Origin of the sequence: Streptomyces sp. SCSIO 75703, from assembly GCF_036607905.1 — a bacterium.
GTDB lineage: Bacteria > Actinomycetota > Actinomycetes > Streptomycetales > Streptomycetaceae > Streptomyces.
Genome location: NZ_CP144555.1, coordinates 4499443 through 4513194, shown reverse-complemented (window position 1 = coordinate 4513194; position 13752 = coordinate 4499443). Strand labels below are relative to the sequence as shown.

Annotated in this window: 10 protein-coding genes; 6 read left to right on the top strand and 4 right to left on the bottom strand. The window is 74.8% G+C overall.

All coding sequences use genetic code 11. The features are described 5' to 3' along the window. Positions 1 to 24 precede the first annotated feature (24 nt). The gene (locus tag VM636_RS19845; protein WP_053913973.1) at positions 25 to 1506 is read right to left on the bottom strand and encodes a sodium:solute symporter; all 1482 of its coding nucleotides are present in this window, start codon (positions 1504 to 1506) and stop codon (positions 25 to 27) included. Positions 1507 to 1685: 179 nt separating this feature from the next. Between VM636_RS19845 and VM636_RS19840 the strand changes: the two genes are divergently transcribed. Together VM636_RS19840 and VM636_RS19835 are read left to right on the top strand one after the other, a co-directional pair. Then, positions 1686 to 3659 (top strand): helix-turn-helix domain-containing protein, encoded by a 1974-nt coding sequence (locus VM636_RS19840; RefSeq protein ID WP_338485248.1) that lies wholly within the window; start codon positions 1686 to 1688, stop codon positions 3657 to 3659. 97 nt (positions 3660 to 3756) lie between these two features. Beyond that, positions 3757 to 4548, top strand: coding sequence for a phosphatase (locus VM636_RS19835; RefSeq protein WP_030418328.1), 792 nt, complete (start codon positions 3757 to 3759; stop codon positions 4546 to 4548). A 421-nt stretch (positions 4549 to 4969) separates the two neighbouring features. Here the strand turns inward: VM636_RS19835 and VM636_RS19830 are convergent, their stop codons facing one another. The 3 genes from VM636_RS19830 to VM636_RS19820 all read right to left on the bottom strand — a co-directional run bounded on the left by VM636_RS19830 (position 4970) and on the right by VM636_RS19820 (position 7749). Then, positions 4970 to 5845, bottom strand: a complete 876-nt coding sequence (locus VM636_RS19830; RefSeq protein ID WP_030418329.1) for an acyl-CoA thioesterase II — start codon at positions 5843 to 5845, stop codon at positions 4970 to 4972. A 49-nt stretch (positions 5846 to 5894) separates the two neighbouring features. Continuing rightward, the gene (locus VM636_RS19825; RefSeq protein WP_030418330.1) at positions 5895 to 7052 is read right to left on the bottom strand and encodes an acyl-CoA dehydrogenase family protein; all 1158 of its coding nucleotides are present in this window, start codon (positions 7050 to 7052) and stop codon (positions 5895 to 5897) included. 97 nt (positions 7053 to 7149) lie between these two features. After that, entirely contained in the window at positions 7150 to 7749 is a 600-nt protein-coding gene (locus VM636_RS19820) for a TetR/AcrR family transcriptional regulator (RefSeq protein ID WP_030418331.1), read from the bottom strand. Positions 7750 to 7847: 98 nt separating this feature from the next. On the opposite strand from VM636_RS19820, the gene VM636_RS19815 reads away from it, so the two are divergent. From VM636_RS19815 to VM636_RS19800, 4 genes are read left to right on the top strand one after another with little or no spacing between them, the layout of a single operon-like run. Continuing rightward, on the top strand, positions 7848 to 9464 hold the full coding sequence (locus VM636_RS19815; protein WP_338485247.1) for a carboxyl transferase domain-containing protein: 1617 nt from the start codon (positions 7848 to 7850) through the stop codon (positions 9462 to 9464). 38 nt (positions 9465 to 9502) lie between these two features. Beyond that, positions 9503 to 11524, top strand: a complete 2022-nt coding sequence (locus tag VM636_RS19810; RefSeq protein WP_053913972.1) for an acetyl-CoA carboxylase biotin carboxylase subunit — start codon at positions 9503 to 9505, stop codon at positions 11522 to 11524. After that, positions 11521 to 12480 (top strand): hydroxymethylglutaryl-CoA lyase, encoded by a 960-nt coding sequence (locus tag VM636_RS19805; RefSeq protein ID WP_030418334.1) that lies wholly within the window; start codon positions 11521 to 11523, stop codon positions 12478 to 12480. Before VM636_RS19810 ends, VM636_RS19805 begins: the two co-directional genes overlap by 4 nt. Before the next feature lie 3 nt (positions 12481 to 12483). Beyond that, positions 12484 to 13644, top strand: a complete 1161-nt coding sequence (locus VM636_RS19800) for an acyl-CoA dehydrogenase family protein (protein WP_030418335.1) — start codon at positions 12484 to 12486, stop codon at positions 13642 to 13644. Positions 13645 to 13752: the final 108 nt, after the last annotated feature.

Genomic DNA, 13752 nt, shown 5'->3' with positions numbered 1-13752 from the left:
TATGTACTGCCGGCCGGTACGACTCTACTGTCGCGCCGGCGCGGGCTCGGGGGCGGTTTCGGGGGCGGACGGGGGCACGTCACGGCCCGCGAGGCGGTCGCGCCAGGCGGCCAGGACGGCGGGGTCGGTCGGCGGGGTCGCCAGGGAGACGGCGACGTAGACGGCGAGGGAGGCCGGGAGTCCGTAGGCGACGGGCTCGGTGGCGAGGATGCCGTAGCCGGCCATGAGGCCGAGGGCGGCCAGTCCGCCGACGACGACGGCGGCGAGGGCGCCCTGCGCGGTGCCGCGCCGCCAGAGCAGTCCGCCGAGGATGGGCACGAGGAGGCCGCCGACGAGGAGGTTGTAGGCGACGGTGAGCGCCTCGACCACGTCGTTGAGGGCGATGGCGGTGGCGATCACGGCGAGGCCCATGGCGAGGATGAAGGCGCGGTTGCCGCGGACCTCGTCGTGGTCCGTGTCGGCCGCGCCGGGCCGCACGACGCCGCGCAGCCGCGACCATATGTCGTTGTTGGCGACCGTGGCGCAGGCGATGAGGGCGCCGGAGGAGGTCGACATCACGGCGGCGAGGGCGGCGGCGAGCACCAGTCCGCGTACGCCGACGGGCAGTTCGTGCTTGACGATGGTGGCGAAGGCGTCGTCGGCGTTGGCGAGGTTCGGGTAGAGCACCTTGGCGGCGGTGCCGATGACGGCGCCGGCCACGGCGTAGGCGAGGCAGTAGGTGCCGGCGACGGTGCCGCCCCACTTGGCGGTGGAGTCGCCGCGCGCGGTGAACACCCGCTGCCAGATGTCCTGCCCGATCAGCATGCCGAAGGTGTAGATCATCACGTAGGTGAAGATGGCCTCGCCGCCGATGCCCAGCGGGTCGAAGTACGAGGCGGGGAGCTGGTCTCTCATGGCGCCGAAGCCGCCGGCCTTGACGACCGCGATGGGCAGCAGGAGGAGGAGCACGCCGATGGTCTTCACCACGAACTGCACCATGTCGGTGAGGGTGATGGACCACATGCCGCCGAGCGTGGAGTAGGCGACGACGATGGAGCCGCCGAGGACGATCGCCAGGGTGCGGTTCACGTCGAAGAGGACGTCGAAGATGGTGGCGTAGGCGATGGTGGAGGTCACCGCGAGCATCAGGGTGTACGCCCACATGACGATGCCGGAGATGACGCCGGCCCTGCCGCCGTAGCGCAGGTCGAGCATCTCGGAGACGGTGTAGACCTTGAGCCGGGCGATGCGGGCGGAGAAGAAGACGGAGAGGGCGAGCAGTCCGAGGCCGATGGTGAGGACCATCCAGGCGCCGGATATGCCGTGCTTGTAGCCGAGGCCGACGCCGCCGATGGTGGAGGCGCCGCCGAGGACGATCGCGGCCATGGTGCCGGAGTACATGGCGGGGCCGAGCCGGCGGCCGGCGACGAGGAACTCGCTCTTGGAGCGGGCGCGGCGCATGCCCCACCAGCCCATGACCAGCATCCCGGCGAGATAGACGACGATCACGAGGTAGTCGACGGCCATGGGGCCTCCTTCGCGCGCTTCGGTGACGTGTCGTGCTGCGGGGGATGTCCGGGGACGCGGCGCGGGGACATCCGCCCGTACCCGCTGTCGCGTCCGCACCGACACTAGGTGGCCGAAAAGCGGCTGCGAAGTGTACGTTTCCTCTATTCACGGATACCGGAGTGGAGGAAACGTCCATCATGCGGGAGGCGACCCCCCCGAACCCCCTGCCGGACGGGCCCGCCCCTGGCGCGGCGGTGCCGGGCGCGTGCGTGCCGCCCGCTCCCCCGGTGCCGGCCGCGCCGCCGGTGCCGCCCACTCCCCCGGTGCCGCTCGCCGCGCTGCTGGCCCGCGAGGACCTCGGGCTGCGGCAGCTCACCGGCCCGCCGGCCACCGACGTGACGGTCCACTGGGTGCACACCTCGGAGATGGCCGACCCGCTGCCGTACCTGCTCGGCGGGGAACTGCTGCTGACGGCGGGTGTCCACGCCCCGGAGGCGGCGGCGGTCCCGGACGGCTACTTCGACGACTACGCGGCCCGGATCGTCGCCGCGGGCGGGGCGGCCCTCGGCTTCGGGCTGGCGCCGGTGCACGACACCGTGCCGGAGGCGCTGCGCGCGGCCTGCGAGGCGCGGGGGCTGGCGCTGGTGGAGGTGCCGCCGCGGACGACGTTCTCGGCGGTGGCCCGCGCGGTGTGGCAGCTCATGGCCCAGGCACGGCTGGCCGAACTGCGCCGGGTCTCCGAGGCGCAGCGCGGTCTGGCCGCCGCCGCGGCCCGGCCGGACCCGGTGCCCGCGGTGCTGCGCCGGCTCGCCGCCCGGCTCGACGGATGGGCGGTGCTCCACGGGCCCGGGGGGACGCCGGTCGCGTCCGCGGGCCGCGAGCCCGCGGCCCCGGTGCGGCGCGGGCTGGCGGACCTGGCCCGCCACGTCACCGGCCGGGCGTCCGCCACGGCCAGCGACACGGTGGCCGGCACCCGGCTCGCCGCGTACGCCCTGGGCACGGGGCGGGGTTTCGCGCTCGGGATCGCCGCGGAGCGGCGGGAGCCCGGGGACCAGACGATCACCTCCCTCGCCGCGGTGCTGCTCTCCCTGCTCACCGGCGAGCACCACAGCCGTTCGGGGGCCGGCCGCTCCTCGGCCCTGGTCCGGCTGCTGCTGGGGGCCGGCCCGGAGGAGGTCGCCCCGCTGCTGCTCCCCGAGCCCGCCGAGGGCGCGGACGGCACGGCCGGGGGCCGCTGGTACGTGGTCCACGCCCGTGCCGACGGGCGCGCGGTCCCCGACGCCACGACGGTCGCCGCCCTCGGCACGGCGCTCGGCTCCCCCCTGATCGACCGCGCGGACGACGTCGTACGGCTCCTGATCCCGGCGGGAGCGGCCCCGGGGACGGGCCCCGGGACGGTACCGGCGTCCCCGGAGCCGGGTCCGCCGGCCGGTCCGGGACGGGCGACGCGCACCGCACCGGACCCGGGCGCGGAAACCGGGCCCGGCACCCACGAGGGGACGGGCGCGGGCGGCGGCACGGCCGGGACCGGCGCGGCGCCCGGGGAGGGAGGTGACGCGGTGGGCACGGGGACGGCTTGCCGCCGGGGCCCGGCCGAGGGGGCCGGCCCGGGGCCGCGCATCCCCCCGGAACCGATCCCGCGCCCCGCCCGCGGCCCGCGCCCGGCCCCCGACCCCGCCCGCGGCCCGCGCCCCGGCCCCGACCCGGCGCGCGGCCCCCGCCCGCCCGAGCCGCGCGCCCCCGGCACCGGCACGGACACCGGCCCCCGCCCCCAGCCCGGCTGGACGCTCGGCGTCAGCGCCGCCGTCACCCCGGACGAGTGGCCCGCAGCCGACGCCCAGGCGGCGCGCGCGCTGGCCCGCGCCCGCGCCACCCGCGTCCCCCTGGTCCGGCACGGCGCCCGGCCCGCCCTCGCCGACCTGGTGCCGGACGGCGACGCCGACGCGCACGCCCGCGCGCTGCTCGCGCCGCTCGCCGGGGCACCGGCGCTCACCGAGACGCTGCGGACCTGGCTGTCGCTGCACGGCAGTTGGGAGGGGACGGCCGTCGCCCTGTCCGTGCACCGCAACACGGTCCGTCAGCGGATCGCCCGCTGCGCGGCGCTGCTCGACGCCGACCTGGACGACCCCGACGTCCGCATGGAGTTGTGGTTCGCGCTGCGCCGCCGGTGACCACCCGCCGCGCGCCCCGCCCCGCGCGGCCGGGGGCGGGGCGGGGCGGCGGGCGGCGCCGCGAGACGCCCGCCGTCCGCTGCCCCACAATGGAGCCATGCCGATACCCGGGACACCCAGCCGCGCCGAACTGGCCGGACACCTCGTCAGAACGCGCATCGCGGGCGACGTCGCCACCCCCCGCGAGAACAACCTCTCCCACTACCGGAAGCTGGCCAACGGCGACCGCCACTTCTGGCTCGGCCTGGAGCTGGGCGACCGCTGGACCGACGAGCAGGACGTGCTCGCGGTGATGGCCGAGCGGGTCGGCGTCAACGACGACCCGGAGTACCGGTACGGGCAGGACACCATCGACCCGGAACTGACCCTGGACGCCCTGGAGCGCATGGCCGCCCGGCTGCGCAAGGCGGCCGACGGCGAGCAGCGGGTGCTCTTCGCCACCGGCCACCCGGGGGGCCTGCTGGACGTGCACCGGGCCACGGCCGCCGCGCTGCGCGCCGCCGGCTGCGAGATCGTGGTGATCCCCGAGGGGCTGACCACGGACGAGGGGTACGTCATGCAGTTCGCGGACGTGGCCGTGTTGGAGCACGGCGCCTCCCTGTGGCACACGCACTCCGGGGAGCCGATGAGGGCCATCCTCACCGGGCTGGAGCGGGCGGGCCGGCCGCTGCCGGACCTGGTCGTCGCCGACCACGGCTGGGCGGGGTACGCCGGCCGGCACGGTGTCGACGCGGTCGGGTACGCCGACTGCAACGACCCGGCGCTCTTCCTCGCCGAGGCCGAGGGGACCGTGCAGGTGACGGTGCCGCTGGACGACCACGTGGTCAGCCCCCGCTACTACGACCCGATGACGGCGTACCTGCTGGCCCAGGCGGGCCTGGGCACGTAGCGCCCCGGGCCCCCGCGACGGGCGCGACGCCGGGCCCGGTGTCGGGTCCAGGTCGCCCCGGCGCACCACGGGGAACCGTTCCCGCGACGCCGCTGGTCCCGCCCGCCCGGTCTCCGCCCCGGTCGCCCTGTCCCGGAAGCCGGCCCCGGCGGCGAGCGGCGCCCGGAGGTACCGCTCGGGGCCGTGGCCGAGGGGGGGCCTCGTCGGCGGGGGCGGCGCGGGGAGGTGAGCGGCGGGGCCTCGGTGACGGTGTCGGCGACCGGGTGCGCGGCCCGGCGGCAGGGCGCCGGAGCCGCCGGCGGTGCCCGCGACGCCCTTGGTGACGCCGGGGCGGGCCGGGGCCGGCGACGGTCACCGTCGGTGGTGCCGGTATGCCGTCCGGGCCGCCGCCCGCCGCTCCGCCCGGCCGCGCCCACCGCTGTCACCGGGGGACGCGGACCACGCCTTCCTGGACGACCGAGACGGCCAGGCGCCCGTCGCGGGTGTGGATGCGGGCCTGGCCGAGGCCCCGGCCGCCGGAGGCGGAGGGCGACTCCTGGTCGTAGAGGAGCCATTCGTCGGCGCGGAAGGGCCGGTGGAACCACATGGCGTGGTCCAGGGAGGCGCCGACGACGTCGCCGACGGCCCAGCCGCCGCGGCCGTGCGCGAGCAGGACGGAGTCGAGCAGGGTCATGTCGGAGACGTAGGTGGCGAGGACGACGTGGAGGAGGTGCCGGTCGAGGGCGCCCTCCAGCTTGCCGTTGGTGCGGAACCAGACCTGGGAGCGGGGCTCGCGGGGGGTGCCGTAGTCGCCGAAGGGGGGTGCGTCGACGTAGCGCAGGTCGACGGCGGCGCGGGCCTCGGCGATGCGCGCGGCCACGCCGGGGTCGAGGTGCGGGTACTCGCGCAGCCGTTCCTCGAAGGTGGGCAGCGTCGCCGGGTCGGGGGCGTCGGGCATGGACGCCTGGTGGTCCAGGCCCTCCTCGGGGGTCTGGAAGGAGGCCGACAGTCCGAAAACGGGCTTGCCGTGCTGGACGGCGACCACCCGGCGGGTGGTGAAGGAGCGCCCGTCGCGGATGCGGTCGACGTCGTACACGATGGGCGCCTCGGGGTCGCCGGGGCGCAGGAAGTAGGCGTGCAGGGAGTGGGCGTGGCGGTCCTCTGGGACCGTGCGCCCGGCGGCGACCAGGGCCTGGGCCGCCACCTGTCCCCCGAAGACCCGGGGGATGACGGCGGCCCGGGAACGGCCGCGGAAGAGGTCCTCCTCGATCCGCTCCAGGTCGAGCAGGTCGAGGAGGGCGTGGAGTGCCTCGCTCATGGGCTGTGTCGTCTCCGGCGTTCTGCGTCGCGCCCGGGCCGCCGCGTCCCTACAGGCCCATGTCCTTGGCGATGATCATCTTCATGACCTCGCTGGTGCCGCCGTAGATGCGGTTGACCCGGTTGTCGGCGTACAGACGGGCGATGGGGTACTCGTTCATGTAGCCGTAGCCGCCGTGGAGCTGGAGGCAGCGGTCGATGACGCGGTGGGCGACCTCGGTGCAGAACAGCTTGGCGCTGGCGGCCTCGGCGGCGGTCAGCTCGCCGGCGTCCAGGGCCTCCAGGGCGCGGTCGGCGACCGCCTCGGCGGCGTCGACCTCGGCCTGGCAGGCGGCGAGTTCGAACTTGGTGTTCTGGAAGGCGGCGACGGGCTTGCCGAAGACGGTGCGTTCCTGCACGTACTGCTGGGCGAAGCGGACGGCGGCCTTGGCCTGGGCGTAGGCGCCGAAGGCGATGCCCCAGCGCTCGGAGGGCAGGTTGGCGCCGAGGTAGGAGAAGCCCTTGTTCTCCTCGCCGAGCAGGTCCTCGACGGGGACCTTGACGTCGACGAAGGCGAGTTCGGCGGTGTCGGAGGTGCGCAGGCCGAGCTTGTCGAGCTTGCGGCCGACCGAGTAACCCTCGGACTTCGTGTCGACGGCGAACAGGGAGATGCCGTGGCGGCGGTCCTCGGGGGTCGCGGCGGCGGTGCGGGCGCAGACGATGACCTTGTCGGCGTGCACGCCGCCGGTGATGAAGGTCTTGGCGCCGTTGAGGACGTAGTGGGTGCCGTCCTCGGAGAGCCTGGCGGTGGACTTCATGCCCGCGAGGTCGGAGCCGGTGCCCGGCTCGGTCATGGCGATGGCCCACATCTCCTCGCCGGAGACGAACTTCGGCAGGAAGCGCTTCTTCTGCTCCTCGGTGGCGAGCATCTTGAGGTAGGGCAGGGCGAGCAGGACGTGCACGCCGGAGCCGCCGAAGCTGACGCCCGCGCGGGCGGTCTCCTCGTACTGGATCGCCTCGAACTTGTGCGACTCCAGTCCGGCGCCGCCGTACTCCTCGGGGACGTTGATGCCGAAGAGGCCCAGGTCGGCGAGCTTGTAGTAGAAGTCGCGCGGCGCCTGGCCGGCGGCGAACCACTCGTCGTGGACGGGGACGACCTCGGCCTCGATGAAGGCCCGGAGGGTCTCGCGGAACGCCTCGTGGTCCTCGTTGAACACCGTACGGCGCACGGCGCCACCTCCAGAGTACGTGTCTAAGCGCTTGCTCAGACTCCACCGTACCGGTGGGTAGTGAAAGGCGTCCAGAGCACACCGCGGGTAACCCCGGTCACTCGGCGGCCACCGCCGCGAAGGCGCCCCGGGCCATCCGGTGCAGCAGCCCGGCGGTCACCGCCCGGCCGGGCAGCGAGCCGGGGCGGCCCAGGTGCGGGGTGGAGTTCAGCAGACCGAAGACCGAGTGGACGGCGGAGCGGGCGCTCGGCTCGGCCACGCCGGGGTAGACCTCGCGGAGCACCCCGACCCACAGCTCCACGTACTGGCGCTGGAGCTGGCGCACCAGCTTGCGGTCGCTGTCCCGGAGGCGGTCCAGCTCCCGGTCGTGCAGGGTGATGAGCGGGCGGTCGTCGAGCGCGAAGTCGATGTGCCCCTCGATCAGCGAGTCGAGGACCGCCCCGGGACCGGCCGGTCCGTCCGCCTCCGCCAGCCGCCGCTTCGCGCCGGTCAGCAGCCGGCCGCTGATGCCGACGAGCAGTTCGGCGAGCATCGCGTCCTTGCCGGGGAAGTGCCGGTAGAGACCGGGGCCGCTGATGCCGACCGCGGCGCCTATCTCGTCGACGCCCACCCCGTGGAAGCCGCGCTCGGCGAAGAGGCGGGCGGCCTCCTTCAGGATCTGCTCGCGGCGGGTGAGGGCGTCGGTTCTGGTGGTCATGCGACCGATTGTAGACAGGGAGGTTAGCGGTCGTTAACCTGAAGGCACATGCGTTAACGGTCATTAACCGGCCGACCACTGGGTGAGGGGACCGCACGATGCACGAGGCACCGGAGCTGACGACGGCGGCCGATCCCGCCTCGGAGTCCTTTCGGGCCAACGAGGAGGCGCACCGCGCCCTCGTGGAGGAGCTGCGCGGCAAGCTGGCCGCGGCCCGGCTCGGCGGCGGCGAGCGGGCCCGCGCGCGGCACACCGCGCGCGGCAAGCTGCTGCCGCGCGACCGCGTGGACACGCTGCTGGACGCCGGCTCGCCCTTCCTGGAGCTGGCGCCGCTCGCCGCCGACGGCCTCTACGACGGGCAGGCCCCGGCCGCCGGGGTGATCGCCGGGATCGGCCGGGTCGGCGGCCGGGAGTGCGTGATCGTCGCCAACGACGCCACGGTCAAGGGCGGCACCTACTACCCGATGACGGTGAAGAAGCACCTGCGCGCCCAGGAGGTGGCCCTGGAGAACCGGCTGCCCTGCCTGTACCTGGTGGACTCCGGCGGCGCCTTCCTGCCGATGCAGGACGAGGTCTTCCCCGACCGCGAGCACTTCGGGCGGATCTTCTACAACCAGGCCCGGATGTCGGGCGCCGGCATCCCGCAGATCGCCGCCGTCCTCGGCTCCTGCACGGCGGGCGGGGCGTACGTCCCGGCGATGAGCGACGAGGCGGTGATCGTCCGGAACCAGGGGACGATCTTCCTGGGCGGTCCGCCACTGGTGAAGGCGGCCACCGGCGAGGTGGTGACGGCCGAGGAGCTGGGCGGCGGCGACGTGCACGCGCGCGTGTCGGGCGTGACCGACCACCTGGCCGAGGACGACGCGCACGCCCTGCGGATCGTGCGCACCATCGTCTCCACGCTCCCCCGCCGGGGCGCGGCACCCTGGGAGGTGCTGCCCTCGGTGGAGCCCAAGGCCGACCCCCTCGGGCTGTACGGGGTGGTGCCGGCCGACTCGCGCACCCCGTACGACGTGCGGGAGGTCATCGCGCGGGTGGTGGACGGCTCCCGGTTCGCCGAGTTCAAGCAGGAGTTCGGGCAGACCCTGGTCACCGGCTTCGCCCGCGTCCACGGCCACCCGGTGGGGATCGTCGCCAACAACGGCATCCTCTTCTCCGAGTCCGCGCAGAAGGGCGCCCACTTCATCGAGCTGTGCGACCAGCGCGGCATCCCGCTGGTCTTCCTGCAGAACATCTCGGGCTTCATGGTCGGCCGGGACTACGAGGCGGGCGGTATCGCCAAGCACGGCGCCAAGATGGTGACCGCGGTGGCCTCCACGCGCGTGCCGAAGCTGACGGTCGTCGTCGGCGGCTCCTACGGCGCGGGCAACTACTCGATGTGCGGGCGGGCCTACTCGCCGCGGTTCCTGTGGATGTGGCCGAACGCCAAGATCTCCGTGATGGGCGGGGAGCAGGCGGCCTCCGTGCTGGCCACCGTCCGGCGGGACCAGATGCAGGCGCGCGGCGAGGAGTGGCCCGCCGAGGAGGAAGAGGCGTTCAAGGCCCCGGTCCGCGCCCAGTACGAGCGCCAGGGCAACGCCTACTACGCGACGGCCCGCCTCTGGGACGACGGGATCATCGACCCCCTCGACACCCGCCGGGTGCTCGGCCTCGCCCTGACCGCGTGCGCCGGAGCGCCGCTGGGCGAGCCCCGGTTCGGCATCTTCCGGATGTGAGGAGGGGACCCATGGAACAGACAGGGAGCACGGGACGCATGTTCGACACGGTGCTGGTCGCCAACCGGGGCGAGATCGCCGTCCGCGTCATCCGGACGCTGCGCGCGCTGGGGGTGCGCTCGGTGGCCGTCCACTCGGACGCCGACGCCGGCGCCCGGCACGTCCGGGAGGCCGACACGGCGGTACGGATCGGCCCGGCGCCGGCCGCGGAGAGCTATCTGTCGGCCGGTCGGCTGCTGGAGGCCGCCCGCGCGACGGGGGCCCAGGCGGTGCACCCCGGGTACGGCTTCCTCGCCGAGAACGCCGAGTTCGCGCGGGCCTGCGCGGAGGCGGGGCTGGTCTTCATCGGCCCGCCGGCGGACGCCATCGCCCTGATGGGCGACAAGATCCGCGCCAAGGAGACGGTCCGGGCGGCCGGGGTGCCGGTGGTGCCCGGCTCCAGCGGCGGCGGGCTGAGCGACGCGCAGCTCGCCGAGGCCGCCCGGGAGATCGGCATGCCGGTGCTGCTGAAGCCCTCGGCGGGCGGCGGCGGCAAGGGCATGCGGCTGGTGCGGGACGCCGCGGCGCTGGGCGAGGAGATCGCCGCCGCCCGCCGCGAGGCCCGCGCCTCCTTCGGCGACGACACGCTCCTGGTCGAGCGGTGGGTCGACCGGCCCCGGCACATCGAGATCCAGGTGCTGGCCGACGGCCACGGGAACGTGCTGCACCTGGGCGAGCGCGAGTGCTCGCTCCAGCGCCGGCACCAGAAGATCGTCGAGGAGGCGCCGAGCGTCCTCCTGGACGAGGCGACCCGGGCCGCGATGGGCGAGGCGGCCGTGCAGGCGGCCCGCTCCTGCGGCTACCGGGGCGCGGGCACCGTCGAGTTCATCGTCCCCGGTGGCGACCCGTCCGCGTACTACTTCATGGAGATGAACACCCGGCTCCAGGTGGAGCACCCGGTGACCGAGCTGGTGACCGGCGTGGACCTGGTCGAGTGGCAGCTCCGGGTCGCGGCGGGCGAACGGCTGGGCCTCGCGCAGGAGGACGTCCGGCTGAGCGGCCACGCGGTCGAGGCGCGGCTGTGCGCGGAGGACCCGGCGCGCGGTTTCCTGCCCTCGGGCGGCACGGTGCTGCGGCTGCACGAGCCGCACGGCGAGGGGGTGCGCACCGACTCCGGACTCGACGAGGGCACCGAGGTCGGCAGCCTCTACGACCCGATGCTGGCCAAGGTGATCGCCCACGGGCCCGACCGGGCCACGGCCCTGCGCCGGCTGCGGGCGGCGCTGGCGGAGACGGTGACGCTGGGCGTGCAGACCAACGCCGGGTTCCTGCGCCGGCTGCTCGCCCACCCGGCGGTCCTCGCCGGCGAGCTGGACACGGGCCTGGTGGAGCGGGACGTGGAGACGCTCGTCACCGACGAGGTGCCGGACGAGGTGTACGCGGTGGCGGCGCTGCTGCGGCAGGCGGCCCTGGCCGGCGACGACGGCGGCGCGGGCGGTCCGTTCGCGGCGGCCGACGGCTGGCGCCTCGGCGGCGAACGGGCCTGGACACGGCACCACCTGAGGGTGCCGGGCCGGGAGGCGGTCACGGTGCGGGTGCGGGAGACGGCGGACGGCGGGTACGAACTGCTCGCGGACGGCGCGGAGCGGCCCTCGCGGGCCTCGGCGCTCACCGCGGTGCGCACGGGCGGCGGCCCGCGGTACACGGTCCGGCTCGACGGGGTGGCCCACACCCTCGCCGCGCTGCCGGACGGCTCCTGGATCGGCCGTGACGGCGACGCCTGGCAGGTGCGCGACCACGATCCGGTCGCCGCCTCGCTGAACCGCGCCGCCCACGCGGGCGCCGACTCCCTGACCGCGCCCATGCCGGGCACGGTGACGGTGGTGAAGGCCGCCGTCGGCGACGAGGTGAGCGCCGGGCAGAGCCTCCTGGTCGTCGAGGCGATGAAGATGGAGCACGTCATCTGCGCCCCGCACGCCGGCACCGTCGCCGAACTGGACGTCACGCCCGGCACGACGGTCGCCATGGACCAGGTCCTGGCCGTCATCGCTCCGCTCGGGGACGAGGAGGCGGGCGCATGAGCACCGACGCGCTGCCCATGGCCGTACCGGCGCCGGGCCTGCCCGCCCGGGTCCGCGTCCACGAGGTCGGCCCCCGCGACGGGCTGCAGAACGAGGCGGCGACCGTCCCGACCGAGGTGAAGGCGGAGTTCATCCGCCGGCTCGCCGGGGCGGGGCTGACCACGGTGGAGGCGACCAGCTTCGTCCACCCCCGCTGGGTGCCCCAACTGGCCGACGCCGAGGCCCTGTTCCCGCTGCTCGCGGACGTGCCGGCCGAACTGCCGGTGCTGGTGCCGAACGAACGGGGGCTGGAGAGGGCGCTGGCGCTCGGCGCCCGCCGCGTGGCCGTCTTCGCCAGCGCCACCGAGTCCTTCGCGCGGGCCAACCTCAACCGCTCGGTGGACGAGGCGCTGGCCATGTTCGAGCCGGTCGTGGCCCGCGCCAAGGAGGCCGGCGGGCACGTGCGGGGCTACCTGTCGATGTGCTTCGGCGACCCCTGGGAGGGCCCGGTGCCCCTCGCCCGGGTGGTCCGGGTCTGCCGGGCCCTGGTGGACCTCGGCTGCGACGAGCTGAGCCTCGGCGACACCATCGGCGTGGCCACCCCGGGTCACGTCCGCGCCCTGCTGGCCGCGCTGGACGAGGCGGGGATCGCCACCGGCGTCCTCGGCGTGCACTTCCACGACACCTACGGACAGGCGCTGGCCAACACCCTGGCCGCGCTGGAGCACGGCGTCACCACCGTGGACGCCTCGGCCGGCGGACTGGGCGGCTGCCCGTACGCGAAGTCCGCCACCGGCAACCTCGCCACCGAAGACCTCGTGTGGATGCTGCGCGGGCTCGGCATCGACACGGGCGTCGACCTCGGCCGCCTCGTCGCCACCAGCGTGTGGATGGCCGACCGGCTGGGACGGCCCAGCCCGTCCCGCACCGTACGAGCCCTCTCCGGCTCCGCCGCCGACTCCCACAAGGAGCAGTGACCGATGGACCACAAGCTCTCCCCCGAACTGGAGGAACTCCGCCGCACCGTGGAGGAGTTCGCCCACGACGTCGTGGCGCCCAAGATCGGCGACTTCTACGAGCGGCACGAGTTCCCGTACGAGATCGTGCGCGAGATGGGCCGCATGGGGCTGTTCGGCCTGCCCTTCCCCGAGGAGTACGGCGGGATGGGCGGCGACTACCTCGCCCTCGGCCTCGCCCTGGAGGAACTGGCCCGGGTCGACTCCTCGGTGGCGATCACGCTGGAGGCCGGCGTCTCGCTCGGCGCGATGCCCATCCACCTCTTCGGCACCGAGGAGCAGAAGCGGACCTGGCTGCCGCGGCTCTGCTCCGGCGAGATGCTGGGCGCCTTCGGGCTGACCGAGCCGGACGGCGGCTCGGACGCGGGCGCGACCCGCACCACGGCCCGGCTGGACGAGTCGGCCGGCGAGTGGGTGATCAACGGCACCAAGTGCTTCATCACCAACTCCGGTACGGACATCACCGGCCTGGTCACGGTCACCGCGGTCACCGGCCGCAAGCCCGACGGCCGCCCGCGGATCTCGGCGATCATCGTGCCGTCGGGCACACCCGGCTTCACGGTGGCCGCCCCGTACTCCAAGGTCGGCTGGAACGCCTCGGACACCCGCGAGCTGTCCTTCTCCGACGTGCGGGTCCCGGCCGCCAACCTGCTGGGCGAGGAGGGCCGCGGCTACGCCCAGTTCCTGCGCATCCTGGACGAGGGCCGCATCGCCATCGCGGCGCTCGGCACCGGTCTGGCGCAGGGCTGCGTGGACGAGTCGGTGAAGTACGCCAGGGAGCGGCACGCCTTCGGCCGGCCGATCGGGGCCAACCAGGCGATCCAGTTCAAGATCGCCGACATGGAGATGAAGGCCCACACGTCGCGTCTGGCCTGGCGGGACGCGGCCTCGCGGCTGGTGGCGGGCGAGCCGTTCAAGAAGGAGGCCGCCCTCGCCAAGCTGTACTCGTCCACCGTCGCGGTGGACAACGCCCGGGACGCCACCCAGGTGCACGGCGGCTACGGCTTCATGAACGAGTACCCGGTGGCCCGGATGTGGCGGGACTCGAAGATCCTGGAGATCGGCGAGGGCACCAGCGAGGTGCAGCGGATGCTGATCGCCCGCGAGCTGGGGCTGACGGGCTGACACTGCGGGGCCCGGGGGCCTCGCGAGCCGGCGGTCGGTGGCGGGGCGGCCCCGGACACTGAGGGAAGTAAGGTTAGGCTAACCTCACTCCCCTCAGTGTCCGGTGGA